Annotated in this window: 30 protein-coding genes and 1 tRNA gene; 16 read left to right on the top strand and 15 right to left on the bottom strand. The window is 60.4% G+C overall.

From position 1 onward, the window contains the following. Positions 1 to 207 precede the first annotated feature (207 nt). Genes ccoP through ccoN form a run of 4 tightly spaced genes read right to left on the bottom strand, consistent with a single transcriptional unit; the run spans position 208 to position 3626 of the window. Positions 208 to 1080: a cytochrome-c oxidase, cbb3-type subunit III gene (gene ccoP, locus MGEO_RS04385; RefSeq protein WP_085635488.1), complete on the bottom strand. Its 873-nt coding sequence runs from the start codon at positions 1078 to 1080 to the stop codon at positions 208 to 210. Continuing rightward, the gene (locus MGEO_RS04380; protein ID WP_085635487.1) at positions 1077 to 1262 is read right to left on the bottom strand and encodes a cbb3-type cytochrome c oxidase subunit 3; all 186 of its coding nucleotides are present in this window, start codon (positions 1260 to 1262) and stop codon (positions 1077 to 1079) included. Before MGEO_RS04380 ends, ccoP begins: the two co-directional genes overlap by 4 nt. Positions 1263 to 1273: 11 nt before the next feature. Further along, the gene (gene ccoO / locus MGEO_RS04375; RefSeq protein WP_085635486.1) at positions 1274 to 2002 is read right to left on the bottom strand and encodes a cytochrome-c oxidase, cbb3-type subunit II; all 729 of its coding nucleotides are present in this window, start codon (positions 2000 to 2002) and stop codon (positions 1274 to 1276) included. Between the two features lie 13 nt (positions 2003 to 2015). Then, on the bottom strand, positions 2016 to 3626 hold the full coding sequence (gene ccoN / locus MGEO_RS04370) for a cytochrome-c oxidase, cbb3-type subunit I (RefSeq protein WP_085635485.1): 1611 nt from the start codon (positions 3624 to 3626) through the stop codon (positions 2016 to 2018). Between the two features lie 200 nt (positions 3627 to 3826). Between ccoN and MGEO_RS04365 the strand changes: the two genes are divergently transcribed. Then, complete coding sequence (locus tag MGEO_RS04365) at positions 3827 to 4666, top strand: universal stress protein (RefSeq protein ID WP_085635484.1); 840 nt, start codon at positions 3827 to 3829, stop codon at positions 4664 to 4666. A 57-nt stretch (positions 4667 to 4723) separates the two neighbouring features. Here the strand turns inward: MGEO_RS04365 and MGEO_RS04360 are convergent, their stop codons facing one another. Together MGEO_RS04360 and MGEO_RS04355 are read right to left on the bottom strand one after the other, a co-directional pair. Next, positions 4724 to 5374, bottom strand: coding sequence for a GntR family transcriptional regulator (locus MGEO_RS04360; protein WP_085635483.1), 651 nt, complete (start codon positions 5372 to 5374; stop codon positions 4724 to 4726). Positions 5375 to 5404: 30 nt separating this feature from the next. Continuing rightward, positions 5405 to 6025, bottom strand: a complete 621-nt coding sequence (locus MGEO_RS04355; RefSeq protein WP_332908303.1) for a M48 family metallopeptidase — start codon at positions 6023 to 6025, stop codon at positions 5405 to 5407. 177 nt (positions 6026 to 6202) lie between these two features. Here MGEO_RS04355 and MGEO_RS04350 point away from each other — a divergent pair, with 177 nt between their 5' ends. From MGEO_RS04350 to MGEO_RS04340, 3 genes are all read left to right on the top strand, one after another. Then, a complete protein-coding gene (locus MGEO_RS04350) occupies positions 6203 to 6520 on the top strand; it encodes a TIGR02300 family protein (RefSeq protein WP_085635481.1) in 318 nt (105 codons plus the stop codon). Between the two features lie 68 nt (positions 6521 to 6588). Continuing rightward, positions 6589 to 6664 (top strand) — tRNA-Ala (locus MGEO_RS04345). Between the two features lie 134 nt (positions 6665 to 6798). Next, the gene (locus MGEO_RS04340) at positions 6799 to 8355 is read left to right on the top strand and encodes a hypothetical protein (RefSeq protein WP_085635480.1); all 1557 of its coding nucleotides are present in this window, start codon (positions 6799 to 6801) and stop codon (positions 8353 to 8355) included. Between the two features lie 6 nt (positions 8356 to 8361). On the opposite strand, the gene MGEO_RS04335 is transcribed toward MGEO_RS04340, so the two are convergent. Then, the gene (locus MGEO_RS04335) at positions 8362 to 9288 is read right to left on the bottom strand and encodes a hydrogen peroxide-inducible genes activator (RefSeq protein ID WP_085635479.1); all 927 of its coding nucleotides are present in this window, start codon (positions 9286 to 9288) and stop codon (positions 8362 to 8364) included. A 105-nt stretch (positions 9289 to 9393) separates the two neighbouring features. Between MGEO_RS04335 and MGEO_RS04330 the strand changes: the two genes are divergently transcribed. From MGEO_RS04330 to mnhG, 8 genes are read left to right on the top strand one after another with little or no spacing between them, the layout of a single operon-like run. Beyond that, positions 9394 to 10365, top strand: coding sequence for a universal stress protein (locus tag MGEO_RS04330; RefSeq protein WP_211297938.1), 972 nt, complete (start codon positions 9394 to 9396; stop codon positions 10363 to 10365). Next, positions 10365 to 12623, top strand: a complete 2259-nt coding sequence (locus MGEO_RS04325) for a putative monovalent cation/H+ antiporter subunit A (protein WP_233139622.1) — start codon at positions 10365 to 10367, stop codon at positions 12621 to 12623. Before MGEO_RS04330 ends, MGEO_RS04325 begins: the two co-directional genes overlap by 1 nt. After that, complete coding sequence (locus MGEO_RS04320; RefSeq protein WP_085635477.1) at positions 12620 to 13039, top strand: MnhB domain-containing protein; 420 nt, start codon at positions 12620 to 12622, stop codon at positions 13037 to 13039. Before MGEO_RS04325 ends, MGEO_RS04320 begins: the two co-directional genes overlap by 4 nt. Then, positions 13039 to 13398 carry a Na+/H+ antiporter subunit C gene (locus MGEO_RS04315; protein ID WP_085635476.1) on the top strand — a complete coding sequence of 120 codons (360 nt, stop codon included), beginning with the start codon at positions 13039 to 13041 and terminating at the stop codon, positions 13396 to 13398. The genes MGEO_RS04320 and MGEO_RS04315 overlap by 1 nt, the downstream gene beginning before the upstream one ends. After that, on the top strand, positions 13395 to 14891 hold the full coding sequence (locus MGEO_RS04310; RefSeq protein WP_085635475.1) for a Na+/H+ antiporter subunit D: 1497 nt from the start codon (positions 13395 to 13397) through the stop codon (positions 14889 to 14891). The genes MGEO_RS04315 and MGEO_RS04310 overlap by 4 nt, the downstream gene beginning before the upstream one ends. Then, positions 14888 to 15367: a Na+/H+ antiporter subunit E gene (locus MGEO_RS04305; protein ID WP_085635474.1), complete on the top strand. Its 480-nt coding sequence runs from the start codon at positions 14888 to 14890 to the stop codon at positions 15365 to 15367. The genes MGEO_RS04310 and MGEO_RS04305 overlap by 4 nt, the downstream gene beginning before the upstream one ends. Further along, positions 15367 to 15666, top strand: a complete 300-nt coding sequence (locus MGEO_RS04300; protein WP_085635473.1) for a monovalent cation/H+ antiporter complex subunit F — start codon at positions 15367 to 15369, stop codon at positions 15664 to 15666. Before MGEO_RS04305 ends, MGEO_RS04300 begins: the two co-directional genes overlap by 1 nt. After that, positions 15659 to 16024 carry a monovalent cation/H(+) antiporter subunit G gene (gene mnhG, locus MGEO_RS04295; RefSeq protein WP_085635472.1) on the top strand — a complete coding sequence of 122 codons (366 nt, stop codon included), beginning with the start codon at positions 15659 to 15661 and terminating at the stop codon, positions 16022 to 16024. The genes MGEO_RS04300 and mnhG overlap by 8 nt, the downstream gene beginning before the upstream one ends. 48 nt (positions 16025 to 16072) lie before the next feature. On the opposite strand, the gene MGEO_RS04290 is transcribed toward mnhG, so the two are convergent. Next, on the bottom strand, positions 16073 to 16360 hold the full coding sequence (locus tag MGEO_RS04290) for an HU family DNA-binding protein (protein ID WP_085635471.1): 288 nt from the start codon (positions 16358 to 16360) through the stop codon (positions 16073 to 16075). 184 nt (positions 16361 to 16544) lie between these two features. Beyond that, positions 16545 to 18029: an AMP nucleosidase gene (locus tag MGEO_RS04285; RefSeq protein ID WP_085635470.1), complete on the bottom strand. Its 1485-nt coding sequence runs from the start codon at positions 18027 to 18029 to the stop codon at positions 16545 to 16547. 117 nt (positions 18030 to 18146) lie between these two features. Here MGEO_RS04285 and MGEO_RS04280 point away from each other — a divergent pair, with 117 nt between their 5' ends. The 4 genes from MGEO_RS04280 (at position 18147) to MGEO_RS04265 (ending at position 20962) form a co-directional block, all read left to right on the top strand. After that, positions 18147 to 18566: a VOC family protein gene (locus tag MGEO_RS04280; RefSeq protein ID WP_085635469.1), complete on the top strand. Its 420-nt coding sequence runs from the start codon at positions 18147 to 18149 to the stop codon at positions 18564 to 18566. Positions 18567 to 18643: 77 nt separating this feature from the next. Then, on the top strand, positions 18644 to 19399 hold the full coding sequence (locus MGEO_RS04275; protein ID WP_085635468.1) for a class II aldolase and adducin N-terminal domain-containing protein: 756 nt from the start codon (positions 18644 to 18646) through the stop codon (positions 19397 to 19399). Between the two features lie 70 nt (positions 19400 to 19469). Further along, entirely contained in the window at positions 19470 to 20333 is an 864-nt protein-coding gene (locus MGEO_RS04270) for an SDR family oxidoreductase (protein ID WP_085635467.1), read from the top strand. Continuing rightward, complete coding sequence (locus MGEO_RS04265; RefSeq protein ID WP_085635466.1) at positions 20330 to 20962, top strand: exopolysaccharide biosynthesis protein; 633 nt, start codon at positions 20330 to 20332, stop codon at positions 20960 to 20962. The genes MGEO_RS04270 and MGEO_RS04265 overlap by 4 nt, the downstream gene beginning before the upstream one ends. Positions 20963 to 20976: 14 nt before the next feature. On the opposite strand, the gene dxs is transcribed toward MGEO_RS04265, so the two are convergent. The 6 genes from dxs to MGEO_RS04235 are packed head-to-tail and all read right to left on the bottom strand — an operon-like array spanning position 20977 to position 26225. Continuing rightward, positions 20977 to 22902 (bottom strand): 1-deoxy-D-xylulose-5-phosphate synthase, encoded by a 1926-nt coding sequence (dxs, locus tag MGEO_RS04260; RefSeq protein ID WP_085635465.1) that lies wholly within the window; start codon positions 22900 to 22902, stop codon positions 20977 to 20979. Between the two features lie 21 nt (positions 22903 to 22923). Then, complete coding sequence (locus tag MGEO_RS04255) at positions 22924 to 23793, bottom strand: polyprenyl synthetase family protein (RefSeq protein WP_085635464.1); 870 nt, start codon at positions 23791 to 23793, stop codon at positions 22924 to 22926. A gap of 9 nt (positions 23794 to 23802) precedes the next feature. Continuing rightward, positions 23803 to 24045, bottom strand: a complete 243-nt coding sequence (locus tag MGEO_RS04250; RefSeq protein WP_085635463.1) for an exodeoxyribonuclease VII small subunit — start codon at positions 24043 to 24045, stop codon at positions 23803 to 23805. Next, a complete protein-coding gene (locus MGEO_RS04245) occupies positions 24042 to 24968 on the bottom strand; it encodes a histone deacetylase family protein (protein WP_085635612.1) in 927 nt (308 codons plus the stop codon). Before MGEO_RS04245 ends, MGEO_RS04250 begins: the two co-directional genes overlap by 4 nt. A 44-nt stretch (positions 24969 to 25012) precedes the next feature. Then, positions 25013 to 25714 (bottom strand): response regulator, encoded by a 702-nt coding sequence (locus tag MGEO_RS04240; RefSeq protein WP_085635462.1) that lies wholly within the window; start codon positions 25712 to 25714, stop codon positions 25013 to 25015. Position 25715: 1 nt separating this feature from the next. After that, positions 25716 to 26225: a MarR family winged helix-turn-helix transcriptional regulator gene (locus tag MGEO_RS04235; protein WP_085635461.1), complete on the bottom strand. Its 510-nt coding sequence runs from the start codon at positions 26223 to 26225 to the stop codon at positions 25716 to 25718. Positions 26226 to 26352: the final 127 nt, after the last annotated feature.

Genomic DNA, 26352 nt, shown 5'->3' with positions numbered 1-26352 from the left:
GATGATTGACCCGGTGATATACCAACCGCCGCACATCTGGCACGGCCCATCCACAAAAAACCGCGCAAGGCGGTGGCCATGGCGCGGTCGCAGCTGGCAATGAGCCGGACAAAATAAAAGCGCCGGTGCCTCGAAACGCGCGAACAGAAAGAGGCGACCGGCGCTTTCCCTTCTGGCCCGAAGGCCAGAAGGTAGCCTTTTATCAGATCATTCGACCGGAGCTTCACCCCCACCGAGACCGTGCACATAGCTTGCAACGGCGCGGATCTCGGCCTCGGTCAAGCGGTCTGTCCACGGCGGCATCACACCAAAGCGCGAATAGGTCACCGTCTCTTTCAGGGTCTCGTAATCCCCGCCATAGAGCCAGATCGCATCGGTCAGGTTCGGTGCACCTTGCCAGCGATCACCCGTCCCATCGTCCATGTGACATGCGGCACAGTTGTCGAGGAAGACGGTTTCACCGGCTGCCACCAGGGAAGCGTCCTGCGCTTCACCCGAGAGCGACATCACGTAGTTGACCACCTGGCTGATCTCTTCCTCAGCCAGCATTTCGCCGAAGGCAGGCATCTCGGAATACCGGGCATCCGGGTCTTCCTCGTTGCGGATACCGTGGGAAATCGTGGCGTGGATCGCCTCGATGTCACCGCCCCAGAGCCAGTCATCGTCCAGCAGGTTCGGATAGCCTTTGGCACCGGCGGCACCCGAGCCGTGGCACTGCGCGCACCATGTGCGGAAAACCGCAGCGCCCGCGTTCTGAGCGTACTGGTTGAGATCGGCATCCTGCGCAATCTCGGTCAGTTCGACGGACGCCAGCTGTGCGTTGATGCCCGAGTTGGCATCTTCGAAACGGGCGATGTCTTCCGCGACCTGCGCCCGGGTCGAGAACCCGAGGATACCCGGTGTGGCTTCCTTGATGCCCGGCCACGCGGGATAGGCAATCGTGTAAAGCACACCCCAGACGATGGTTGCGTAGAAGGTCCACAGCCACCAGCGCGGCAGGGGCTTGTTGTATTCCTTGATCCCGTCCCACTCGTGACCGGTGGTTTCGTAATCAAGATCGTCGTCTTGCTTTTTACTCATGTCCTCGCCTCCTTGGATGCGGCGGGTTTGTCTTCATTGCGGAACGGGATGCTGGCCGTTTCACGGTGTGTCTTGTTGCTGCCGGGGCGGATGGCCCAGAGGATCACCCCGACAAAGAACGTGAACAGCACCAGAAGCATCCAGCTGTCTGCAAATTCACGGAGTAACGAATATGTTTCCATGATCGCTCTCCTTACCGGCTTGCGTCAGGCGTGAAGGTCGAGAAGTCGACCAGAGTGCCCAGCATCTGCAGGTAGGCAATCAGAGCATCCGCTTCGGACACACCCGGTTGACCATCGAAGTTGCGGACGTTCACCGCTTCACCATAGCGTTCCAGAAGACCGTCATAGTCGCTGTCCGGATCCGCCTGTGCGCGGAAATCCTGCTGTGCGGCTTCGATCATCTCGCTGCTGTACGGCACGCCCACGAAGGCGTTTGTCGCCATCAACTCACCGATGTGCTCACCTTCCAGAAGACGGGCTTCGAGGTAGCCGTATTTTGGCATCACCGATTCCGGAACAACCGATTGCGGGTCACGCAGGTGATCCACATGCCAGTCGTCCGAGTATCGGCCGCCGACACGGGCCAGGTCCGGCCCGGTCCGCTTGGACCCCCACTGGAACGGGTGGTCGTACATCGACTCCGCCGCCAGCGAGTAGTGGCCATAGCGTTCGACCTCGTCCCGCATCGGACGGACCATCTGGCTGTGGCAGACATAGCAGCCTTCGCGCAGATAGACTTCCCGACCGGCCAGTTCGAGAGGCGTGTAGGGACGCATGCCCTCGACCTCTTCGATGGTGTTTTCGAGGTAGAAGAGCGGCACGATCTGAACCAAGCCACCGATGGTCACGACCAAGAAGCTGCAGATCAGCAACAGCGTCGCGTTGGTTTCAAGTACCTTATGCTTGTCAAGAATACCCATTGTCCAAGCCTCCTTATTCGGCCGCGACAGCTGCGGGCGAGGCCGCGGCGTCTTTTGCCGGGCTGCGCTTCACAGTCATCCACAGGTTGTAGCACATGATCAGGGCACCGGTGACGTACATCACACCACCCAGAGCACGCACGACGTACATCGGGAACTTGGCGCTCACGGTGTCGGCAAAGCTGTTCACGAGGAAGCCGTTTGCGTCGACTTCACGCCACATCAGGCCTTCCATGATCCCTGTGACCCACATCGAGGCCGCGTAGAGAATGATGCCGATGGTGGCGAGCCAGAAGTGCCAGCTGACCATGCTCAGGCTGTAGAGCCGTTCGCGGTTCCAGAGCTTCGGTACGAGGAAGTACAAAGCACCGAAGGTGATCATGCCGTTCCAGCCAAGCGCGCCGGAGTGAACGTGACCGATGGTCCAGTCGGTGTAGTGCGACAGCGAGTTAACCGCGCGGATCGACATCATCGGACCTTCGAAGGTCGACATGCCGTAGAAGCCGAGCGAGATCACCATCATCCGGATCACCGGGTCGGTGCGCAGCTTGTCCCATGCGCCCGAGAGCGTCATCAGACCGTTGATCATGCCGCCCCAGCTGGGCATCCACAGCACGACCGAGAACACCATGCCGAGGGTCGAGGCCCAGTCCGGCAGAGCGGTGTAGTGCAGGTGGTGCGGACCAGCCCAGATATACAGGAAGATCAGCGCCCAGAAGTGGATGATCGACAGCTTGTAGCTGAAGACCGGGCGCTCCGCCTGCTTCGGCACGAAGTAGTACATCATCCCCAGGAAGCCCGCTGTCAGGAAGAAGCCCACAGCGTTATGGCCGTACCACCACTGCACCATCGCGTCCTGTACGCCCGCGAAAACCTGAACCGACTTGGAGCCAAAGATCGAAACCGGGATGCTCAGGTTGTTGAACACGTGAAGCATCGCAACAGTGATGATGAAGGACAGGAAGAACCAGTTGGCCACATAGATGTGCGGCTCTTTACGCTTGATGATCGTGCCGAGGAAAACCGCCAGATAGGCCAGCCAGACGATGGTCAGCCACAGGTCAACATACCATTCCGGTTCCGCGTATTCCTTGGACTGGGTCGCGCCCAGCAGGTACCCGGTTGCCGCCAGAACGATAAACAGATTGTACCCCCAGAAAACGAACCAGCCGAGATTGCCACCCCAGAGGCGCGCGGCACTCGTACGCTGAACCACGTAGAACGACGTTGCGATCAACGCGTTACCGCCAAAGGCAAAAATCACTGCAGATGTGTGCAGCGGACGCAGACGTCCGAAATTCATGTACCCCTGTGCCCAATCGAAGTTGAGGACAGGGAAAGCCAGCTGAAACGCGATAAAGGTCCCTGCAAGGAACCCGACCACACCCCAAAACGCCGTCGCGATCACGCCATAGCGCACCACGCCGTCCATGTAGCTTGTTTCAAGGACGGAAGCAGGCACCGGTTCATCGGTGTTCCGCAACGTCCACAGGAAGAGCCCGGCAGATACCGCCATGATGATTATGGCGTGAACCTGATAGGCTAAATCGCGCGCGTAGCTTGCAGCGATCATCGCGAGAAGCGTGACCAAACCAAGCGCGATCAGCTTGATATAGTTCAACATTTTTTGTCCCTTCGTCTTACCCACACGATTCGGCTGCCGCGCAGGCGGTTTTCAGACTGGGCCCTTAATGCGAATTTTGGGGTAAGCTATCCTTGATCTGCATCAATAGAATTGTTCGACTTGTTTGATGGGTGTCAAAGCGCGACACCCGGCTTGAGGCGAAGCTGCTCAAGGAGGGAATTCAAACAAGGGAGCCTTCGATGTCTTTCAAAACGATTCTGGCGGTCGTCACCGACCAGTCACACCTGAGCGACACCATCTCGCAGGGTATTTCGATGGCCAGCGCGCTGGATGCACATATGGACGTCGTTTGCCTTGGGGTAGATCGTACACAGACCGGTTACTATTACGCAGGCATGAACGCAGCCGTGCTTCAGGAAACGCTGCATCAGGCCCGGCAGGACGCATCCGAACTTGCCGCCGCCGCAAAAAAGCAGATGGGTCAGTCCGATCTGCGCTGGGGTGTCACCGAAGCGGTCTGTCAACTGGCCGATATTGCCCGGTTTGTCGCCTCACATGCCCGGTTCGCAGATCTGGCGATTCTGCCCCGTCCCTACGGCGAAGACCGTGGGATCGAACTGGAGCCCGTGGTCGAGGGTGCTCTCTTCGAAGGGCAATCCCCGGTCATCGTGCTGCCCGAAAACGGGCCCGAGCTGAAATTGCCGCAGAAGGTCGCGATCGGATGGAACGAAAGCACGGAAGCGCTTCGTGCCGTTCGCAGCGCCCTGCCTCTTCTGAGCCAGGCTCAGACGGCTCATATCGTCGTCATCGACCCGCCGAAACATGGTCCGAACCGTTCAGATCCGGGCGGGCAGCTGTCGCAGTACCTTGCGCGGCACGGGGTCAAGGTCGAGATCGACGTACTGTCCAAGACGATGCCGCGCGTATCGGACGTGATGCGCCGTCATGTCACCGACATCAGCGCAGATCTTGTTGTCATGGGAGCCTATGGTCACTCGCGCTTCCGCGAGGCAATCCTTGGCGGTGCGACCCGTAACATGCTCGAAAACTGCGAAGTTCCGGTCTTCATGGCGCACTAAGCCATCTGACCGCGATGATTGCACAAACACACCGGAGGTCGGACATTCGTGTCCGACCTAACCGGTCAGCAGGCGCAGTCCCTGGGTCACGTCCGACCGTACAGCCAACCTGAGACCCGGTTCATCTCCGGCCTTGAGGGCGGCAACGATCAACCGATGGTATTGCGGTGCCTCGGTCCGGCGAAGCCGTCCATAAAGGGCACGCATGGTCGGCCCCAACTGAAGCCAAACCGTTTCCGCCATGGCCAGCATCGCAGGCGCCTGTGCGCGCAGATACAGCGTGCGGTGAAAATCCAGATTGGTGCGGATATAGCCCACTGCATCCCGGTTCGAGACCGCATCGGCAATGGTGCCATTGATGGCCTGCAATCGATCGATCAACGCCAGATGCGCCCGAGGCAGGGCGCGGCTCGCCAGTTCAACCTCGATAAGCGCCCGCAGCGCAGCAAGTTCTTCGATCCGGTCATTGGACAGTTCGGGCGTGGACACACGACCCGAGGCTGACATCGACAGTGCGCCTTCCGCGACAAGCCGCTGCACCGCTTCCCGTGCGGGGGTCATGGACACATCGAATTCGCGCCCGATCCCCCGCAAGGTAAGTTGCTCGCCGGGTGACATCTGACCAAACATGATCCGGTTGCGCAGTCCGCGATAGACCCGGTCATGCGCGGACAATGTCGGTTCGGAGGTGCGGGAAAGAGCGCTCATACCAAACTGTGATCACAGCGCCAGAGCGGGTCAAGCGTCAAACCGGATCCGGTGCAGGGATGGGCCGTCATGCCGCAGCCAGCGCCGCGCTTCCTTGTGCGGACCGTATAGCTGTTCAACAACCTTCCAGAATGCCGGCGAGTGGTTCATTTCCTGCAAATGCGCGACTTCATGCGCCGCAACGTAATTGAGAACGGCTTTCGGTGCGAGTATGAGCCGCCACGAATACATCAACGCCCCTGCCGAAGAACACGATCCCCAACGTGATCGCGTGTCACGAAGTGTGATCCGCGCGTAAGAGCGCCCAAGCTTTTCCGCATAGTGATCCGAGGCGCGGGTGAGTTCGGCGCGCGCCTGTTCTCTGAGCCAGGCCAGAAGATGCACGCGCCCTTTCTCCTGCGGCATTGGCAGGGCGATTTGGTCGCCCTGGATAAGCAGCCGCTTTCCCGCGCTTTCGGTCAATTGAAACGCCTGCCCGCCAACATTCAGCGTCTGACCCGGACCAATCAGAGTCGGCGCGGCATGTTTTGACAGATGCCCCAGGACCCAATCCTGCTTCTCGGCAGCAAACGCCATGGCCTCACGTTCCGACACACCACGGGGAATCGTCAGGGTCACAACCCCGTCGAGTCGCGAAATCCGCAGTGTCATTCTCCGTGCCCGTGGGTTCTTGCGGAGCCTGAGAGAAATTTCGGGGTTGCCCGGAAGAGTTCTGACGCCCATATGCCGCTCGATGAAAGACGTGCCGCAAAGCCTTTGACACCGGTGCGGTGTTATGGCAGTTGGCGCAGATTGTCGATATGACCACGCAATTGAAGGGGATGACCCATGCCCAAGGAAGAATGGGGCGTCAAACGCGTCTGCCCGACCACGGGAAAGCGCTTTTATGACCTGAACGCCGATCCGATCATCAGCCCGTATACCGGGGAAGTGGTCGAGATTGACACCGGCAAGACCCGCATGATCGCCGCAGATGCGGAAGACCGTCAGAGCAAGGCCAAAGCTGACGATGTCGATGATGTGGATGTTCTCGACGAAGATGATGTCGATGTCGATCTCGAAGACGATGATGTTCTCGAGGACGATGATGATGACAACGTGTCGCTGGACGACATCGCAGACGTCGCAGGCGACGACGACGATTAATTTCTGCCGAAGGGGCGGAATCACGCTTGATCCCGCCCCCGGCATTGCGTAATGGAACGCGCACAAACGGGGCCTTAGCTCAGCTGGGAGAGCGCTTGCATGGCATGCAAGAGGTCAGGGGTTCGATCCCCCTAGGCTCCACCAAACTTCCATCCCGATTAAAATGACAGGTTGAACGCCCCTACGCGCGCAGGCTTTTTTTCTGTCGTGAACAGGTGGCATAGCTGGATTTCCGATTCAGGTCTTCGTAGTGTTTCGCAAAAATGAATGTGAGGCACATGTTCGAGGCGCAGAGGCTTTGGAAAGACCATTGGGGTCCGTTCCAGGACACGTTCCGCTATCAATACGTGCTGTCCCGCGAGACCGAGTCGCTTGAGGGGTTTCAACACTACCGTGGACGGGACTGGAATCTCTATGCCGGTCCGGAACTTCCCATGGTCGGGCTGCAGGATCAGGGCGGCAGAACCATAGGTGCGGTGATCGGAATTGCCGTCGGGCCGGATGTCCTCTTAACCGGTCCGGTTGTGACCCTGCCACTGGACACGGAATCCACTGATTTCTGGGACGCGTTCGAGACCTACATCATCGACGTCGCCGGACGATTTGCCTTCATGATGGAACATGCTGGCGAAACACGCTTCTACACCGACCCGGTCGGTATGATCGGTGCGGTCCACAGCAAGAAAGACGGCCATGTCGCGGCTTCGCCGCTCATGGCGATCAAGCGACCATTGGAGCCGAATCCAAAATTCGATTTCGATGTCATCGCCAACAAAGGCGGCAAGCTCGCTCTGTTTCATACAGCCGATGCACATGTGCGGCGGCTCAAACCGAACCACTACTTGAATCTCGACACCTTTGAGGAACACCGGTTCTGGCCTCGGGATGAGGTGTTCGCCGCAGACGGCGACAAGGTTCTCAACATCTACGACGAGATTTCACAGCGCGCCCGATTCAATATCGGCCAGATCGCTAACGCCTTCCCTTGCGCGATGCCTGTCAGCGGCGGTCAGGACAGCCGGTTGCTCATGGCATTTGCCGGCGAGCACACGTCGTCCATCCAGCAGTTCTATACTCATATAAACAATTACGCGACGCGGCGTGACGATGCGATCGGACGTGCGCTGTGCAATGCCATCGACATCCCGCACGACACACATGACAAACGTCAGTTCCGGCTGCTGCGATGGGAGCTGAAACACTCACACGAGAAATACAAACTCACGCTTGGTGCGCCTTCTTCGCTGCCCAAGGAATACATAAACGGCGTGGTCAAAGGCGTCCCCGATGGGCACGTCATTCTGCGCGGTCATCAGACCGATCTGCTGCGCGCCGTGTTTGTTTTTCAGCCCAAGGAACGGTGGCAGGATCCGGATTGGCAACTCGAGCGACTGATCATCGTCCCCCGCCACGAATTCAACGAAGAGATCGCCGCAAAGTTTCGCGATGAATTCATGGCATGGCAGCGCACTCTACCCGAAAATGCCATGTCGAAAGCCGCGGACTTCATGTTCCTCGAAGTCTATTACAACTCGACCGTTGGGGCGACCTTCGCTGCGCTGTGGCGACATTTCTACGTCTCACCCTTCAACAGCCGACGCCTCATCGCCCTGTCACTGAGCTTCGATGAGGCACAGCGGCGCAAATCCGAACCCGTCTTCGACATCATTGAACGGGAACGCCCGGAACTGTCGCTCGTGCCATACGACTTCGAACTGCCCGCCTCGTTGAGCAGCATAGAAGACACCAGGCTGTGCAACGAAATCACCCGCAAACGCCGACGCCAGACACGGCGGCGCCTTTCGAGATACGCCCAGCAGAGCGTGCCACAGTAGACGCCGCTAGAAATCCCCGAGCACCGCCACCTCGGGAGCGCGGTCCATCAGAGACCGACAGATCAAAGCTGACAAAAGCCTGAACTCATCCTCACGCGATGTTCCTTTGCGCCAGACCATCCCGATTGTTCGTGTCGGCGCCGTTCCCCTGAACGGCCGAGCGACAACCAGATCCTGATGCGCGACCTCGGATTTCACATACAGCGCGGGCATCAGAGACAGACCCATCCCGGTTGCCACCATCTGCCTCAGGGTATCAAGGCTTGTGCCCTCATAGTCATGCGAAAGCTCGACCCCGTAATCTTCCGAGATCGTTCGGACCAGTTCATGCAGCCGGTGACCTGGTTCAAGTGACAGGATGGTTTCACCCCTGAGCATCACCGGGTCGATCTCTGGTTCTTGCGCCAGCCGATGATCCGAGGGCACGACAACCTGAATGGGCTCGCGAAACAGCGATTGGGTTTCAAGCTCGGCCCGGTTCACCGGCAGAGGGAAGAACAGCAGATCGAGCGCGCCTTCCTCAAGACCGCGCAACAGAACATCCGGCAGTCCCTCACGAATATAAAGACCCAGCTTGGGATACTTCTGATGCAGGTCGGGGATTACTAGAGGCAAGAAATAGGATCCCACCGTCTGCACCACACCAATCCGGATCACGGCGCTCAGAACGCTTTGCCGCGATTTGGCGATGGCGTGAATTTCCGCCACTTCCCGCAGAATTCGACGTGCACGTTCGACAATGTCCCGACCGGTCGGTGTCAGCAGGACTTTCGAACGGCTGCGCTCGATCAATGTCGTTCCCAGCCGAAGCTCCATGTCCTTGATCTGCGCGCTGAGTGTCGGTTGGGTGACATTGCACGCCTCCGCAGCACGGCGGAAATGCAACTGGTCCGCCACCGCCACCAGATATCGCAATTGCTGAAGACTGGGCATACGCGCCTCAATTAATAGAGATTTTCTATTGAAACTACGTCAAGTTTCGATTTGGTCAATCAAATGCGCATCCTATCTCTCCTTTTGGGTGAAGGAGCAGAGACCGTGGAGCGTTTCAGGAACATCCTTTTTGTCTGCGATGAGCACAGCGCGTATGAACTCGCGCTGGAGCGTGTCGTGTCTCTTGCCAACACCAATGGCGCATCCGTCACCATGGTCACCACCATTGACAGCGGCGGCGCCAGCGACGTGTCGCGGCTGTTTTCGGTACTGCCCGGCATCGGTAACCGGGAAATCGGGGAAACCGTCATCGCCGTACATCGCGGCAAGCTGGAAGCGCGCGCGACTGCGCTGCGCGACAGAGGGATTGCGGTTGAAACGCAGCTGCTGATCGGAACCCCTTTCATCGAAATCATCCGTCAGGTGATCAGAGGCAGGCATGACCTTGTGATCAAAGGGGCGCATCGGTCCGCCGGACGCAGGTTCTTCCCCGGTGCCGACATGCATCTCCTGCGCAAATGCCCCTGCCCCGTCTGGGTACTGAACGCAGGCGCACAACCAACCGCGCAGCGCATCCTCGTCGCCGTCGATCCCGATCCAGCGGACCCGAACCGGGATCGGCTGAACATGACACTCATGGAATTGGCGACGTCGCTGGCCCGATGTGATGGCGCACGGCTGGACGTGCTCAATGCGTGGCACCTGCCTGAAGAGGCCGCGTTGCGTCATGGGCTGGCGAGCCTCCCGGACTCCGACATCGACAGGCTCGTTGCCCGCGAACAGACCGACAGCAAGGCACGCCTCCACGCTCTCGTGTCAGAGTTTTCAAAATTCGACGACCTGATGCGTGTCCTGCATATCAAGGGCGCCGCCGGAGACGTGATCCCTGATCACGTCGCGGCTGAGGGCATTGACACCATCATCATGGGCACACTCGCCCGAACCGGTGTGGCCGGCCTCTTCATCGGGAACACGGCTGAGACCGTGCTCAATCACGTGAACTGTTCGGTTCTGACCACCAAGGCGTCCGGCTTTGTGTCTCCCGTAGACGCCGCATCCGCAGAAAGGACGCTTTGATGGCCGGAGGATTTCCCAAAACCGTGCGTGGCAACGGGTTGACAGGCATCCTGCCGGTTGGGCTGGCTGCGCTGCTGTTTGCGTGGTTTGCATCGATGTTGCCAACAATCGCTGCGACCGAGGTGATCCGCCTGACGATCCCGTGGATACCTTCGCTCGGGATCGAACTGGCATTCCTGGTGGACGGGCTCAGCCTGACCTTCTCGCTGCTCATTTCGGGCATTGGGACGTTGGTGCTGCTCTACTCCAACACCTACCTCGCCGGGCATCCGCAATATGCCCGGTTTGCCCTGTTCCTCACCGCCTTCATGGTGTCGATGCTGGGGCTGGTTCTGGCGGACGATCTGATCCTTCTCTTCGTTTTCTGGGAATTGACGACGCTCACCTCCTACATGCTGATCGGCTTTTCGCACGAGGCCAAGAAAAGCCGCCGCAACGCGTTGCAGGCACTGTTCGTCACCGGCGCGGGCGGGCTGGCGTTCCTTGCAGGATTGATCCTCCTCGCCGCTGCGACAGGCACCACCAGCATCTCCGGCATCATCGCACAGGGCAGCGCGCTCAAAGAGCACGCGATGTACCTGCCGATCCTGATCCTGCTTCTGGCGGGCACGTTCACGAAGTCGGCGCAGGTGCCGTTCCATTTCTGGCTCCCCAACGCCATGGCCGCGCCAACCCCGGTCAGCGCTTTTCTACACTCGGCAACGATGGTCAAGGCGGGCGTCTACGTCATGGCACGGATGCACCCGGCGATGTCCGGCACCGATGTCTGGCTCTGGACACTCACGATCTTCGGCGCGGTGACGGCCGTATTCGCCAGCCTCCTGGCGCTGCGCCAGACCGACCTGAAACAGGCACTGGCGTATACCACACTTATGGCACTCGGCACGCTGACGCTCTTCCTGGGGCAGGAGTCGGGCTACGCAATGACCGCCTTTGCAACCTTCCTGATCGTGCATTCGCTCTACAAAGCGTCGCTGTTTCTCGTTGTCGGCTGTATCGACCTGTCGACCGGCACACGCGAGACCGATCAACTGGGCGGGCTGGGTCGGATCATGCCGATCACAGCCGTCGCCGCTGCCCTGGCCGCTTTGTCGATGGCAGGCTTCCCCCCATTCCTTGGCTTCATCGGCAAGGAACTGAAATACGCAGGTGCGCTCGCCGTCGCGTCCGAGCCGGTGCTTGTGGCGGGTGCGGCACTTCTGTCGAACGCGCTGATGCTGGCCGTCGCCGGGGTTGTCGCCTTCCGCCCATTCTGGCGCGGCACGGTGCCGTCCGGCCAATCCCCGCAGGAAGCGCCCTGGCAGATGTGGGCCGGGCCGATCATCCTTGCCAGCCTCGGTGCCGTCTTCGGCATCTATCCTGATCTGTTGCAGGTCGCGCTCGTCGCGCCGACCGTGATCTCGCTGACCGGTGAGGTGGGCGAGGTCAAGGAACTGCAACTCTGGGCCGGGTTCAACATCCCGCTGATCCTGAGTATCGCGACCTTTGTCCTTGGCCTGCTGTTCTATGCCCGCCACGTCCAACTGCGCGGTATGCTGGAGCGCGCTTTCACCGCGATCCCGAACCTCGACACAGGCTGGGACCGTTTCCTTGACAGGCTCAAAGGTTTTGCAAAGTGGCAAACTCAGCTTGTGCAAAACGGCAAACTCACCAGCTACCTCTTCGGCACCTTCCTGACCATCGCGGCAGGCATCCTGCTGACACTGGTCTACACCGGAATGCCAATGATCGCCGTCGATCTGTCCGACGTGGAATGGAAGCACACCTCCATCGCGCTTCTGACCATCGCGGGCGCACTGCTGGCGCTTGTCACCAACTCACGCATCGCCGGGATCGCCGCCCTTGGCGTGGTCGGCATCGGCATCGCGATGATTTTCATCGTGTTCAGCGCCCCCGATGTGGCGATCACGCAGTTGCTCGTCGAAACGCTGGTTGTCGTGCTTGTTGCCGTCGTGATGCTGCGCCTGCCATCGCTACCCAAGGCCGAGTTCCGCCTGAACCACGCTCTGCTGTCCGTGGCGGTCGGCGCATCCGTTTCGCTGATCCTGATTGCCGTGGTCTCCAGCCCGCTTGATCTGCGCCTGACCGAGTATTTCGAGGCGACAAGCTGGCCCGAAGCCTACGGGCGCAACATCGTCAATGTGATCCTCGTGGACTTCCGCGCGCTCGACACGTTCGGAGAAATTGCCGTGGTCGTGATCGCCGCCCTCTCGGCCTACGCGCTGCTGCGCACAACACGCAAAGGAGACCAGAAATGAATTCCGTCATCCTTCGTGTCGGCACGCGCTACCTTGCCGGTCTGCTGCTCGTGTTCTCGTTCTACATGATGCTGCGCGGTCATAACGAACCCGGTGGCGGCTTTATCGGCGGTCTGACGGGGGCAACCGGCTTTGTCCTCTACGCCATCGCCTGCGGCACCCAGGACGCCCGCGCGGCGCTGCGCGTCATGCCGCAAACCATCGCGATCTGGGGTCTGGGCATCGCCCTTGCCGCCGGTCTTTTCGCGGCACTCTTCGGCGACGCGCTCTTCACCGGACAGTGGCTCTTCATCGGCGCGACCGAGGACGACAAGGGCTTGCCGCTGTCGTCAGTGCTGGTCTTCGACATCGGCGTCTACCTCGTGGTGTTCGGGTCGATCCTCACCCTTGTCTTCGCCATGGAGGAGGAAATCTGATGGAGTTTCTCTTTGCCATCACCATCGGCGTCCTGGTCGCCGCGGCGGTCTACCTGATGCTGTCGAACCACCTTCTGCGGTTCATCTTCGGCCTCGTGCTCATCTCGAACGCCGCGAACCTGACGATCTTCGTGGCAGGCCGCCTCACCGACGGCGCACCGCCCCTGATCCCCGAAGGCGCGGATGCACCGACGCTTGCGGCAAACGCCTTGCCACAGGCGCTGGTGCTGACCGCCATCGTGATCGGCTTTGGCCTTTTCGCCTTTGCCATCGTGCTGGTCTTCCGCGCCTGGACCTCCCTGAATTCCCTGACGCCGGACGACATGCGCCTGGCCGAACCCGAAGAGGCACCTAAGTGAGCTGGCTTCTTGCACTTCCCGTCGTCATTCCCTTCCTGACGGCTGTCCTTGCGTTCCTCACGCGGCAAAGCCCCTTGGGGCGCTGGATTTCCGTTGCCGGATCCTCCTTGCTGCTGGTCGCGTCGATTATCCTGATGGCGACCGTTCTACGCGATGGCGTGATCGCCGGGCAGATGGGCAACTGGCCTGCGCCCTTCGGCATCACGCTGGTGGCCGATCTTCTGTCTGCCGTCATGGTCCTGATCACCGCCATCGTTGCCGTTGCCGTGTCGATCTACGCCATTGCGGATGTAGATGAAGGGATGGAGCGGCTGGGCTATCACGCGCTCTTCAACATGCTGATCGCTGGTGTCGTCGGCGCGTTCATCACGGGTGACCTTTTCAACCTCTATGTCTGGTTCGAGGTCATGCTGATCGCGTCCTTTGGCCTTCTGGTGCTGGGCGGACGCCCCGAGCAGATCGACGGCGGCGTGAAATATGTCGCGCTGAACCTTGTGTCCACGATCATGTTCCTGACCGGCATCGGCCTGCTCTACGGCATGACCGGCACGCTGAATATGGCTGACCTTGCCAGCGCCGTGGACGGAGCCGACCAACGGCTTCTGACCATCGTCGCGGTCCTCTTCATGATCGCGTTCGGGGTCAAGGCAGCGGTCTTCCCGCTCTTCTTCTGGCTGCCTGCCTCCTACCACACCCCCGCGTTTTCGGTGTCAGCGGTGTTCGCAGGCCTCCTGACCAAGGTCGGCGTCTACGCCCTGCTGCGGATGTTCACGCTTGTGTTTGACCATGACACGGCCTTCACCCACACGATCCTGCTTTGGGTGGCGGGACTGACCATGGTGGTCGGTGTTCTGGGCGCTGCGGCACAGTCCGACATGCGCAAAATCCTGTCGTTCCACATCGTCAGCCAGATCGGCTACATGATCCTTGGTCTCGCGCTGCTGACCCCGCTCGCGATCGTCGGCGCGGTGTTCTACCTCGTGCACCATATCGTGGTGAAGGCAAACCTCTTCCTGATCGCCGGCGTCGCCCAGCGCATCGCAGGCGGAACCGAGCTGTCGCGGATCGGCGGTCTCTACAAATCCGCGCCTCTCCTCGCCGTGCTCTTCGTCGTGCCCGCCTTCTCGCTCGCAGGCTTCCCGCCGCTCTCGGGGTTCTGGGCCAAATTCCTGCTGGTCAAGGCGGCACTCGACGTGCAGGGCTGGATCATCGCGGGAATCGCGCTCGCCGTTGGTCTGCTCACGATCTACTCCATGACCAAGATCTGGGCGCAGGCGTTCTGGGAACCCCATCCCGATGGGGTTGAACCCAAACTGTCATCGCTCAGCAACCGCGAGCGCGCCGCGATGCTGATACCGATTGCCGGGCTGGCGATTCTGACCGTCGTCATCGGCACGATACCCGAACCCTTCGTGCAATTCGCCGAAGCCTCGGCCGCGCAGCTTCTTGACCCGACAGCCTACATCACCGCGGTGCTGGGAGAGCAGCCATGAACACCTTTGGACTGAACATCATCCTCGCCATCGCCTGGGTCGCCTTTACCGGCAGCGTTTCCCTGGTTGGTCTGATCACCGGCTTCGTGATCGGCTACGGCGCGCTGTGGCTGATCCAGCCCCTGATCGGGACAAGCACCTATTTCCGGCGTGTCACCGCGTGGATCAAACTGGTGATCATGTTCCATTATGAACTGATCGTTTCGAGCCTGGCCGTGGCTTTCGATATCCTCACACCACGCCACCGCGCGCGACCTGCGATCATCGAGGTGCCGCTCGACGTGAAAACCGACACCGGCATCCTTCTGGTCACCAATCTGATCTCGCTGACCCCTGGTACGCTCAGCCTCGACGTGAGCGAGGACCGCAAGACGCTGCTGGTCCATGCGATGTTTGCCGATGATCACGACGCCATCCGCAAAAGCCTTAAGGACGGCATGGAACGCTGGGTGATCGACGCTGTGGAGGGCACATAATGAATGGATTTCTGGAACTGAGCCTTGAGATCGGGTTTCTCTGTGTCGTGGCCTCAGTGGTCATGGCATTCATCCGGCTTGTCAAAGGGCCAAGCCTGCAGGATCGGGTTGTCGCGCTCGACTTCATGACGGTGGCCATCGTCGCCTTCTGCGGTCTTGCCGCGATCCGCTATGGAACGCCCGCGTTTCTGGACGTGGCTTTGGTTCTTGCACTCGTAGGGTTCCTCGCGACTGTCGCGCTGGCACGCTTTGCCGAACGCAATACCTACCGCAACCGGAAGGAGGCCGCGAATGACTGATGTGACTGCCGGAGTTCTGATCGTTCTTGGCGGGCTCTTCGCCGTCATTGGTGCGCTTGGTCTGATCCGGATGCCAGACGTTCTGATCCGGATGCATGCCTCGACCAAGATCGGCACGCTGGCCTGCGGACTGATCCTTGCCGGTTCGGCCTTTGTGTTCGGCAGCCCGGACATCATCATCCGCGTGATTGCGATTGTGCTGTTCATCCTTCTGACCGCGCCAATCGGCGCTCACATGATGGGACGGTCAGTATTGTCGACGGGTGTCCCGCTCTGGAAGAACGAAACGTCCGAGACCGGGAACCTCGACGAGAAACTGATTGCGGAACACACTGACGCAACCATTCAGTCAAAATGAAAAAGGCCGCTCGAACGAGCGGCCTTTCAGGTAAGTCCGGAGGTCGGATCAGCCGTTCACGCTGTCCTTCAGAGCCTTCGCAATGGTCATCTTGACCACCTTGTCGGCTTCTTTCTTGAACTGCTCGCCAGTGGCCGGGTTGCGCACCATGCGCTCGGGGCGCTCACGGCAGTAGATCTTGCCAACACCCGGAAGGGTCACGGCACCGCCGTTCGACACTTCCTTGGTGATGATGCCGGTGACTGCGTCCAGTGCAGCACTTGCGGTTTTCTTGTCGCTGCCCATTTCTTCGGCCAGAGCGGCCACAAGCTGGGTCTTTGTCATTGGTTTCGCCATTTCGTGGTCTCCTTCACTGCCCGATCTTGGGCCTCGTGTGCAAAAACTAACCGTATATTGCGGGGAAACACAACGGTTGGTAGCGCTTTCCGCAACGTTTTTCGCGTTTTTCAGCGGTTTTCCACAGGTTTCCCCGGCCGTAAACACGCATTTTCGCCACCCGCTGCCGGAAATCGAGAATCGCCTACAAAAACGCGGTTTCCTCGAAGCTCCTCAGCTTCCGACTGTGGATGCGTTCGAGTGGCATCTCCCGCAGATGTTCCATTGCGTGAATACCGATCATCAGGTGCCGTGCGACCTGTGTTTTGTAGAAATCCGATGCCATGCCTGGCAGCTTCAATTCCCCGTGCAACGGCTTGTCGCTGACACACAGAAGCGTGCCATACGGCACCCGGAAGCGGAACCCGTTGGCCGCAATCGTCGCGCTTTCCATGTCGAGCGCAATCGCGCGGCTCTGGCTCAGCCGTTGAACCGGACCATGCTGGTCTCGCAGCTCCCAATTGCGGTTGTCCACGCTGGCCACGGTCCCGGTGCGCATGATCCGCTTGAGATCGTAACCGTCAAGCTGGGTCTCAGCCGCCACCGCACGCTCGAGCGCGATCTGAATTTCCGCCAGCGCCGGGATGGGCACCCACACGGGCAGGTCGTCATCCAGAACCCTGTCCTCGCGCAGATAGGCATGAGCCAGCACGAAATCGCCAAGGCTCTGCGAATTGCGCAGACCCGCGCAATGCCCGACCATCAGCCACGCATGAGGGCGCAGCACCGCGATATGGTCGGTCGCCGTCTTGGCGTTTGACGGCCCGACACCGATATTCACCAGCGTGATCCCCGCCCCGCCTTTGCGCTTGAGATGGTAGGTCGGCATCTGGGGCATCTTGTCGACCGCAGGCAGCGGCGCATCCGCCTCGAAAATCTCAGCATTCCCGGTGCTCACGAAACTCGTATAGCCGCTGTTCGGATCGGCCAATTGCGCCCGCGCATAGGCTTCGAACTCGGCCACATAGAACTGGTAGTTGGTGAACAGTACATGGTTCTGGAAATGATGCGGATCGGTCGCGGTGTAATGCGACAGCCGCGCCAGCGAATAATCCACACGCTGCGCGGTAAACGGCGCCAGTGGCTCGGTCCCGTCCGGCGCGGGCTTGGCGACACCGTTGACGATATCGTCATTCGTCGTCGCCAGATCCGGCACATCGAATACGTCGCGCAGGATGAAATCCGCCGCACCCTCCTGAGGCACGGAAATCGTGGCATCGTTGGCAACGGCAAAATGCACCGGCATCGGAGTATCAGACATCCCCACCTGAACCGGCACCCCGTGATTGTCCAACAGCAGCGTGATCTGCTGCTCAAGGTAATGCCGGAACAGATCGGGCTGGGTGATCGTCGCCGCATGTGTGCCTGGATGCGCCACGTGGCCAAAGCTCAGTCGGCTGTCCACCTTTGCAAAACTGGTCGTGGTGATCCGCACCTCCGGATAGAACGCCCGATAGCGCACACCGGGATGGCCCTGCTCCATCGCGGTCTGAAAGCTCTGGCACAGGAACCGCGTGGACATGGAATAAAGCTCGCACAGCCGGTCAACTGCCGCCTTCGGATCGTCGAACCGCTCCGGATCCGGGGCGTCCGGTGAAATGACATCGAGATTGACGGAACGGTCCTGCATGCCCGGCCTTTCTTGGTCTTGTGCCCTGCCTCTCGCGCAGGTTGACAGCTTGCGAGAGTGGGATCAAGTTGGAGAAATGGTCAGCATTTCTGACATTTTTTCGGGAGAAATAGTATGATGGATTATGAAACGGTGTCCGCCGAGGAATTCGGCGCTTCGCTGCGCGGAATGGGGCTGAACCTGCTTGTGCGCGATGTAGAGGCGCAAGCCCAGAGACTGGCGGCCCTTTTCGGCATGACGGCATTTCGCGTCAGCCGCGATTTCGCGATCCTTCAGTACGGAACCCAGGTATTTCAACTGCATGCCGACTCTACCTACGCAACGCATCCGCTCCTGAACCTTTTGCCGGAAAATCCACCACGCGGAGCGGGTGTGCAAATCCACCTCTTTGACACCGATCCGGACGACAGCGCCGAACGGGCCGAGGCCCTGGGGTTCACCATCCTTCAGCCACCGACCGACAAGCCGCATGGCCTGCGCGAATGTTTTCTTCTGTGCGAAGACGGCTACGCCTGGGTGCCCTCCCGCCCTCTCTGACCCGAGCCGCACCGGATGGGATCGCTTGACTTTACCCTGCGAAAGGCTTGCTCTTGTCGCAACCAAAGGAGGCCATCATGTCCGTTACGCAACTCGCGCCCAATATGGAGCACTGGCAGGAACGCGTTGATTTTGCAGCTGCGTTCCGCTGGACAGCCCGGCTCAATATGCATGAAGGCGTGGCCAACCATTTCAGCCTGTCGATCAACGACGACGGCACCCGGTTTCTGATGAACCCGAACCAGATGCACTTTTCCCGCATCAAGGCCAGCGACCTGATCATCGTCGATGCCAATGATCCAGACACACTTCAGGGTCCCAACGCGCCTGACCCGACCGCCTGGGGTCTGCATGGCGGTTTGCACCGCCACTGTCCGCATGCGCGATGCGCCATGCATGTCCATTCGATCCATGCCACCGTTCTAGCGTGCCTTCAGGATCCCCGTCTGCCACCGATCGACCAGAACTGCGCCACCTTCTTCAACCGCTACGTCATTGATACGCAGTATGGAGGTCTGGCGTTCGAGGAAGAGGGCGAGCGCTGCGCGCAGCTCTTCACCGACCCGAAGCAGAAGGTGATGATCATGGGCAACCACGGCGTCATGGTCATCGGTGAGAGCGTCGCCGATACCTTCAATCGGCTCTATTATTTCGAACGCGCGGCCGAGACCTATATCCGCGCCCTGCAAACCGGACAGCCGCTCAAGGTCCTGTCCGATGAGATCGCCGAGAAAACCGCGCAGGAATTGGAGAGTTACCCGGAACAGGACGCACGCCATTTGTCAGAGCTGAAACAAATTCTCGAGTCCGAGGGATCCGATTACGCGTCCTGAGCGTTAGGTTTGTGATCGGTCGCTCACGCGGCCCGCTTGTATTTGGAAATTGTGTTACCACCTTCTCGTCATGGAAAAGACCCTGCTATCTCTCGGCCATGGTTACAGTGCCGCGTATCTCGTCAAACGGCTGTTGCCGCAGGGATGGCGTATTGCCGGAACGACCCGCGATCCCGACCGGTTTGACGACTTTCACCGTCAGGGCATCACCCCCCTGCTCTGGGACCGGGATGCAATTCTTCCGTGGCTGGAAAACGCCAGCCATGTTCTCGTGTCGGCTGGGCCGACCGAAACCGGAGATCCGGCACTTCAGCTTCTGAAAGCCGATATCGAAAAACACGCCTCGCGTCTGGAGTGGGTCGGATACCTGTCCACGACCGGTGTCTACGGCGACGCACAGGGCGACTGGGTTGACGAAAGCGCGCCGCTGACACCCGCAACAGAGCGAGGTCGCAGACGTGTCCGCGCCGAGGCGGCGTGGTCGGCGATCCCGGATCTGCCTTTGCACATCTTCCGCCTTGCCGGCATCTACGGCCCTGGCCGCGGACCTTTTGCCAAGGTGCGCGACGGCACGGCGCGGCGCATTATCAAACCGGGTCAGGTCTTCAGCCGGATTCACGTCGAGGACATCGCCCAGGTGCTCGAAGCCTCCATGACCCACCCGCAGCCGGGGACCGCCTATAACCTCTGCGACGACGATCCCGCCCCACCTCAGGATGTCATTCTGCACGCGGCGTCTCTTCTGGGCGTCGATGCCCCACCCGAGACCCCGTTTGACGAGGCCGAACTGTCGCCAATGGCGCGCAGCTTCTATGCGGAAAGCAAACGGGTGCGGAACGACCGGATCAAATCCGATTTGGGTATCACGCTCAAATATCCCGACTACCGCGTCGGGCTGGCTGCGGTACTCGCTGCCGAACAGGCCAAACAGTGAAACCCCCGCCTTCTGCGCCAAGATCGCTCACCAGCCTTCTTGACACTCTGGATCCTGACAACCCTGCAACCGGCGCCGACCGAAAGCGCCGCGATGCGCATAATGGCCTCACGATTCAGGCCATGCTCGACCGGGTCGGGGGACGCTCTTTCGGAGCGGCGTTGCTCGTACCCGCGCTCATCCTGGTATCGCCGCTGTCGATCATTCCACTGATGCCCACCATCGGCGGCCTTCTGATCCTGACCATTGCGATCCAGGCCTTCTTCGGACGCAAGCATCTCTGGCTCCCCAAATTCCTCGCGTCGCGCAGGCTGAGCGGCGATCAACTCACCCGTGCGGTTCAGTACCTGCGCAGACCCGCTGCATGGCTTGACAGGAAAAGCCGCGACCGACTGCGCTTCCTGTCTGCCCCACCGATGGACCGGATTGCGCTTCTAGCGGTGATGGTGGTGGCCGCAACCTGGCCGTTCCTTGAAATCCTGCCGATGTTCACATCGGTCAGCGCCGGTGGCGTCGCATTGGTCGCCTTCGCCCTCATGGTGCGCGATGGCGTTATCCTGATCGGCGGCTACACCGTCCTGGGCGGCTCACTCGCCGTGGTGGTCGCATTGATCAGCGGGCTGGTCTGAAGAAGACCCGGAATTCAGGCGCGCTTCCCGATAGACGCGACACCCATCACGTCGAGCACCTTGGCCTCGATCTGCTCGGCATTGAGCCCCGCGACATCATACATCGACTGCGGGCTGGCCTGATCGATAAAGATGTCCGGCAGAACCATCGACCTGAATTTCAGCCCGTGATCGAACACCTGCTCCTCGGCCAGAAGCTGCGCCACGTGGCTGCCGAACCCGCCAACCGCACCTTCCTCGATGGTGATGAGCGCCTCGTGATCGGCAGCCAGCCTCAGGATCAACTCCCGGTCGAGCGGCTTGGCAAATCGGGCATCCGCCACGGTGGGGGTGATCCCTTTCGCCTCAAGCGCCTCGCAGGCGGTCAGCACCTCGCCCAGACGTGTGCCGAAGGACAGGATCGCGACCTTGCTGCCCTCGCGGATCATCCGTCCTTTACCAATCGGTAAAATTTCGCCGCGCTCCGGAAGCTCAACGCCCTGCCCTTCCCCGCGCGGATAGCGGAAGGCAATCGGCCCCTCGTCATGTGCCACCGCCGTCGCAACCATGTGCTTCAACTCGGCCTCATCCGCAGCCGCCATCACCACAAACCCCGGCAGGTTGGCGAGATAGGCAATGTCATAACTGCCCGCATGGGTCGCCCCATCGGCCCCGACAAGACCCGCGCGGTCGATGGCAAACCGCACCGGAAGCCGCTGAATGGCCACGTCGTGCACCACCTGATCATAGCCGCGCTGCAGGAAGGTCGAATACATCGCACAGAACGGCTTGAGACCCCCGGCGGCCAATCCTGCGCAGAAGGTCACGCCATGCTGTTCCGCGATCCCGACATCAAACGTCCGCGATGGATACCGCTCCGCGAACAGGTCCAGGCCGGTGCCATCCGGCATCGCCGCCGTCACAGCGCAGACCATCGGATCATCCGCAGCTTCCTGCATCAAGGCATCCGCAAACACCTTGGTGTAGCTCGGCGCATTGGACGGAGCCTTTTTCTGCTCTCCCGTGATGACGTCGAACTTGCCCCGCGCGTGACCCCGGTCCGCCGACTCCTCAGCCGGCCCGTAGCCCTTGCCCTTCTTGGTCACGACATGGATCAGGATCGGCCCATGTGCCCGGTCTTTGACCGTCCGCAACACGGGCAAAAGCTGTTCCAGATCATGCCCGTCAATCGGACCGACATAGGAAAAGCCCAGCGCCTCAAACAAGGTACCGCCCACGGCCATACCCTTAAGCAAGTCTTTCGCCCGCTTCGCCCCTTCGCGGAAGGGTTCCGGAAGGAAGCTCACCGCCCCTTTGGCCGCTTCCTTCAGATCCTGAAACGGCGCACCCGCATAAAGCTGCGACAGGTAGGAGGACAACGCACCGACCGGCGGCGCGATGCTCATCTCGTTGTCGTTCAGAATGACGATCAGCCGCTTCTTCAGGTGGCCCGCATTGTTCATCGCCTCATAGGCCATGCCCGCGCTCATCGCCCCGTCCCCGATCACCGCGATTGCATCGCCATGGCCTGTGTCGCAATTGCCGCCCAGATCGCGCGCGACGGCAAAGCCAAGCGCCGCAGAAATCGAGGTCGAACTATGCGCCGCTCCAAACGGGTCGTACGGAGATTCTGACCGTTTGGTAAAACCTGAGAGGCCGTTCTCCTGCCGCAGCGTGCCCATGCGGTCGCGCCGCCCGGTCAGGATCTTGTGCGGGTAACACTGGTGAGACACGTCCCAGATGATCTTGTCACGGGGCGCGTCAAAGATCGCGTGCAGCGCGACGGTCAGTTCCACCACACCCAACCCGGCACCGAGATGCCCGCCGGTCTTCGATACCGCCGAGATGGTCTCGCGCCGCAACTCATCTGCCAGCTGCTCGAGCTGCGCATCCGAGAACCGCTTCAGATCAGCCGGGGATTTGACCGTATCCAGAAGCGGAGTGTCAGCAGTATAGGGCATGTACCGCGCCTCCGGGTCGCTTCAGGTGTCGCGCGAGATAACGAACTGCGCCGCGTCATTCAAGGTTTGCGCCCTGTCTCCATAGGGCGACAAGGCATCACAGGCGGCTTCGACCAGCTCTGCCGCGCGCCTGCGCGCGCCATCCAGACCCAACAATGACACAAACGTGGCCTTGCCCCGATCCGCATCCTTGCCCACCGCCTTGCCAACAGTAGCTTCATCGCCCTCTACGTCCAGAATATCGTCGGCAATCTGAAACGCGAGGCCAAGCGCCGTGGCATAGTCGGTCAGGGGCTGCAGGTCGGCCTGCGCCAGCCGTGCGCCCGCTTCAGCGGACCAGACGATCAGCGCGCCAGTTTTACCCGCCTGCAACTCGGTGATCTGCTCGAGCGTCAATGGCGCATCGGCAGTCTCTGCTGCAATGTCGAGCGCCTGCCCCAGAACCATCCCGGCCCGGCCCGATGCCCGCCCGAGACTGAGGGCAAGATCGGCCCGCACTTCCGCCATGGGATGGCAGGCAGGGTCGAGCACCATCTCGAAGCCCAGTGTCTGCAAGGCATCCCCGACCAGAACCGCCGTTCCATCATCCCATTTGCGGTGCACCGTCGGCAGACCCCGGCGCAGGTCGTCATCATCCATGCAGGGCAGATCGTCATGCACAAGGCTGTAGGCATGGATCGCCTCGATCGCGGCTGCGGGCCAGATCGCCTGTGCCTCGGGCACATCGTGAAGACGCGCGCCCTCCATCACGAGGAAGCCGCGCAACCGTTTGCCACCGGCGACGGCATAGCGCATCCCTTCGATGACCGGCAGATCGGGGTTTGTTTTCAGAACGTCTTCAAGATGCTCCCCGATCCGGGCGGCATCGCGGCGCAGGGCATCAGTGAACATGGCCCGGTCTTACTGCGGATCGACGGGCGTCGTTCCGGTCGGCTGGCCATCCGCATCCAGAGTGATCGCCGCCACTTTCTCCTGCGCCTCGTTCAGCTTGGCCTCGCAGCGTTTCTTGAGCGCGGCGCCGCGTTCGTACAATGCGATGGACTCCTCAAGCGCCACGTCACCGCGTTCCAGTTGGCCCACCACCTTTTCAAGCTCGGCCATTGCGGCCTCGAAACTCATCTCTTCTACAGGGGTCTGGCTCATGATGCGGCCTCCATCAATTCTTCCACATGCGCACGCGCGCTTTGCGCCAGCGCAGTCAAATCATACCCACCTTCCAGAGTCGATACGACACGGCCTTCGCACAGCTCTGCCGCCAAACCGCAAAGCTGACGTGTGAGCCAGCGGAAATCCTCGGTCGACCACTGCAATTCCGCCAGCGGGTCGTCCTGATGTGCATCGAACCCGGCAGAAATGATGATGAGTTCCGGTTTGAAGTCACGCAGGCGCGGGAACACCTGCGCCTCATAGGCCGCGCGCATCTCTGTCCCGCCAGAGCGCGGTGGCAAGGGCACGTTCAGCACATTGTCATGCGCCCCCCGTTCCGACGGATCACCGGTACCTGGCCAAAGCGGCATCTGCTGACTGGTGATCGTCAGCGCACGCGCCTCGTTCCACAGCAAATCCTGCGTGCCATTGCCGTGATGCACGTCGAAATCCACCACCGCAACGCGGGACAGCCCATGTGCTTCAAGCGCGTGCTTGGCGCCGATGGCAGCATTGCCGAATAGGCAGAAACCCATTGGGGTCGCGGTCTCGGCATGGTGGCCCGGCGGACGGATCGCGCCGAAGGCGTTTCCCACCTCTTCGTCCAGAACCAGATCGACCGCCCGCACCACAGCGCCCGCCGCGCGGAACGCGGCATTCACACTGCCCGGCGACATCCACGTATCACCGTCCAGCTGATTGAACCCTTCGGTCGGTTCGGCGGCTGTGATGGCGTCGATATGTGACTGCGGATGCACGTAGGCCAGATGCGCCGGATCGACCAAGGGCGCGGTTTCGCGCATGAGATCCAGATCCTGCAACGCGTGCAGCACATGCTCCAGCCGCGCAACCCGTTCGGGGTGGCCATTCGGCGTGACATGTTCAAGACATTCCGCATGTGTGATCAGTGCCGTTGCCATGCGCACCCCCTGCATCTTCGTGTCTGGAATACTCAGCAGACCCGTCAGTCGGGTGCAAGCATATACCCGGCACCGCGCACCGTTTGCAGGTAGCGGGGCTGTTTCGGGTTGTCCTCGAGCTTACGGCGCAGTCGGGTGATCTGCACGTCCACCGCCCGTTCCTGGCTCTGGCCACGATCCCGGCCCAATTCCTCGACCAGTTGTGTCCGGCTCAGCGCCTCACCCGGTTTCGCGGCAAAGACCTTCATCAGTTGGATCTCTGTCGATGTCAACCGGACAAGGTCATCTCCGCGCCACATCTCGCCGCGCTCGGTGTCATAGCGGATCGGACCAAGACTCAGAAACTTGGGCGCACCGCCGTCCGTGACCGGCTCAGGCATCCGCCGCAGAATCGCGTTGATCCGCAACAGCAGTTCTTTCGGCTCAAACGGCTTGGCGAGGTAGTCATCCGCCCCCGCCTCCAGTCCCGCAATCCGATCCTCGGTTTCCGCCCGCGCGGTCAGCAGAAGGATCGGCGTGGTCGAGGTTTCCCGGATACCCCGGGTGAGGCTGATCCCGTCCTCTCCGGGCATCATCACATCAAGCACGATCAGATCGAAATCCAAGCCCGACAGGATACGGCGCGCATGAGCGGCATCCCGGGCCGCGCTGACAAGGAATCCGTTACGGATCAGGAATTTCTGCAACAGCCCCCGGATACGCTCGTCATCATCTACAATCAGCAGGTGGGCGTCGGGATCGGCCATCTCAGCGACCCTCCCTCAGCGCGTGGTAGGCGCGGCGCATGTCCTCGTCCATCATCGCTTCTAGAACCGTCTTGAACCCGGCCACCGCTTCGGGACCCGCCTTACGATAGGCATCCCGCATCCGCGCCCGCTGAGCGTCGGAAAGCTGCTGCTCCAGTGCGCGTCCGGCTTCGGTCAGGGTCAAATGCCGTTCTCTCTTGTCGCTGCGTCCTACATGACTTTCGACAAGACCATCTTCGATCAGAGTACGCAACACACGGTTCAGCGATTGCTTGGTAACACCGAGTATGGCCAGAAGATTGTTGACCGTCGTTCCCGGGGCGCAATGAATGAAATGGATGGCGCGATGATGCGCGCGCCCGTAAGACATGCCTTCAAGAATACGGTCCGGATCGGCTGTGAACCCGCGATAGGCAAAAAACATGGCTTCGATCCCCTGCCGAAGCTGTTCATCCGTGAGGTAAAGCAAGGCCTGCCCGCCAACCGTGCTTGTGCCCTGACCCTCTGCCATACCCGATCCTCAATCAACTTTTTTATGGCATCCAATTTATGTCAGTCTTGTTGACATTCCAAGGCTCAAATGGTAGCGAATCTCAGTTTTGGCGCAACTTTATGTCCGATGCGGACCTAACTTGCGC

The organism is Marivita geojedonensis (genome assembly GCF_002115805.1).
Classification (GTDB): domain Bacteria; phylum Pseudomonadota; class Alphaproteobacteria; order Rhodobacterales; family Rhodobacteraceae; genus Marivita; species Marivita geojedonensis.
Note: the sequence above shows the minus strand (reverse complement) of the source record. Positions and strands in the feature narration are given on the sequence as shown.

Coding starts and splice junctions, on each gene's coding strand:
- ccoP (WP_085635488.1), bottom strand. CDS start 1,080: ATGAGTAAAAAGCAAGACGACGATCTTGATTACGAAACCACCGGTCAC.
- MGEO_RS04380 (WP_085635487.1), bottom strand. CDS start 1,262: ATGGAAACATATTCGTTACTCCGTGAATTTGCAGACAGCTGGATGCTT.
- ccoO (WP_085635486.1), bottom strand. CDS start 2,002: ATGGGTATTCTTGACAAGCATAAGGTACTTGAAACCAACGCGACGCTG.
- ccoN (WP_085635485.1), bottom strand. CDS start 3,626: ATGTTGAACTATATCAAGCTGATCGCGCTTGGTTTGGTCACGCTTCTC.
- MGEO_RS04365 (WP_085635484.1), top strand. CDS start 3,827: ATGTCTTTCAAAACGATTCTGGCGGTCGTCACCGACCAGTCACACCTG.
- MGEO_RS04360 (WP_085635483.1), bottom strand. CDS start 5,374: ATGAGCGCTCTTTCCCGCACCTCCGAACCGACATTGTCCGCGCATGAC.
- MGEO_RS04355 (WP_332908303.1), bottom strand. CDS start 6,025: ATGACACTGCGGATTTCGCGACTCGACGGGGTTGTGACCCTGACGATT.
- MGEO_RS04350 (WP_085635481.1), top strand. CDS start 6,203: ATGCCCAAGGAAGAATGGGGCGTCAAACGCGTCTGCCCGACCACGGGA.
- MGEO_RS04340 (WP_085635480.1), top strand. CDS start 6,799: ATGTTCGAGGCGCAGAGGCTTTGGAAAGACCATTGGGGTCCGTTCCAG.
- MGEO_RS04335 (WP_085635479.1), bottom strand. CDS start 9,288: ATGCCCAGTCTTCAGCAATTGCGATATCTGGTGGCGGTGGCGGACCAG.
- MGEO_RS04325 (WP_233139622.1), top strand. CDS start 10,365: ATGGCCGGAGGATTTCCCAAAACCGTGCGTGGCAACGGGTTGACAGGC.
- MGEO_RS04320 (WP_085635477.1), top strand. CDS start 12,620: ATGAATTCCGTCATCCTTCGTGTCGGCACGCGCTACCTTGCCGGTCTG.
- MGEO_RS04315 (WP_085635476.1), top strand. CDS start 13,039: ATGGAGTTTCTCTTTGCCATCACCATCGGCGTCCTGGTCGCCGCGGCG.
- MGEO_RS04305 (WP_085635474.1), top strand. CDS start 14,888: ATGAACACCTTTGGACTGAACATCATCCTCGCCATCGCCTGGGTCGCC.
- MGEO_RS04300 (WP_085635473.1), top strand. CDS start 15,367: ATGAATGGATTTCTGGAACTGAGCCTTGAGATCGGGTTTCTCTGTGTC.
- mnhG (WP_085635472.1), top strand. CDS start 15,659: ATGACTGATGTGACTGCCGGAGTTCTGATCGTTCTTGGCGGGCTCTTC.
- MGEO_RS04290 (WP_085635471.1), bottom strand. CDS start 16,360: ATGGCGAAACCAATGACAAAGACCCAGCTTGTGGCCGCTCTGGCCGAA.
- MGEO_RS04285 (WP_085635470.1), bottom strand. CDS start 18,029: ATGCAGGACCGTTCCGTCAATCTCGATGTCATTTCACCGGACGCCCCG.
- MGEO_RS04280 (WP_085635469.1), top strand. CDS start 18,147: ATGGATTATGAAACGGTGTCCGCCGAGGAATTCGGCGCTTCGCTGCGC.
- MGEO_RS04275 (WP_085635468.1), top strand. CDS start 18,644: ATGTCCGTTACGCAACTCGCGCCCAATATGGAGCACTGGCAGGAACGC.
- MGEO_RS04270 (WP_085635467.1), top strand. CDS start 19,470: ATGGAAAAGACCCTGCTATCTCTCGGCCATGGTTACAGTGCCGCGTAT.
- dxs (WP_085635465.1), bottom strand. CDS start 22,902: ATGCCCTATACTGCTGACACTCCGCTTCTGGATACGGTCAAATCCCCG.
- MGEO_RS04255 (WP_085635464.1), bottom strand. CDS start 23,793: ATGTTCACTGATGCCCTGCGCCGCGATGCCGCCCGGATCGGGGAGCAT.
- MGEO_RS04250 (WP_085635463.1), bottom strand. CDS start 24,045: ATGAGCCAGACCCCTGTAGAAGAGATGAGTTTCGAGGCCGCAATGGCC.
- MGEO_RS04245 (WP_085635612.1), bottom strand. CDS start 24,968: ATGGCAACGGCACTGATCACACATGCGGAATGTCTTGAACATGTCACG.
- MGEO_RS04240 (WP_085635462.1), bottom strand. CDS start 25,714: ATGGCCGATCCCGACGCCCACCTGCTGATTGTAGATGATGACGAGCGT.
- MGEO_RS04235 (WP_085635461.1), bottom strand. CDS start 26,225: ATGGCAGAGGGTCAGGGCACAAGCACGGTTGGCGGGCAGGCCTTGCTT.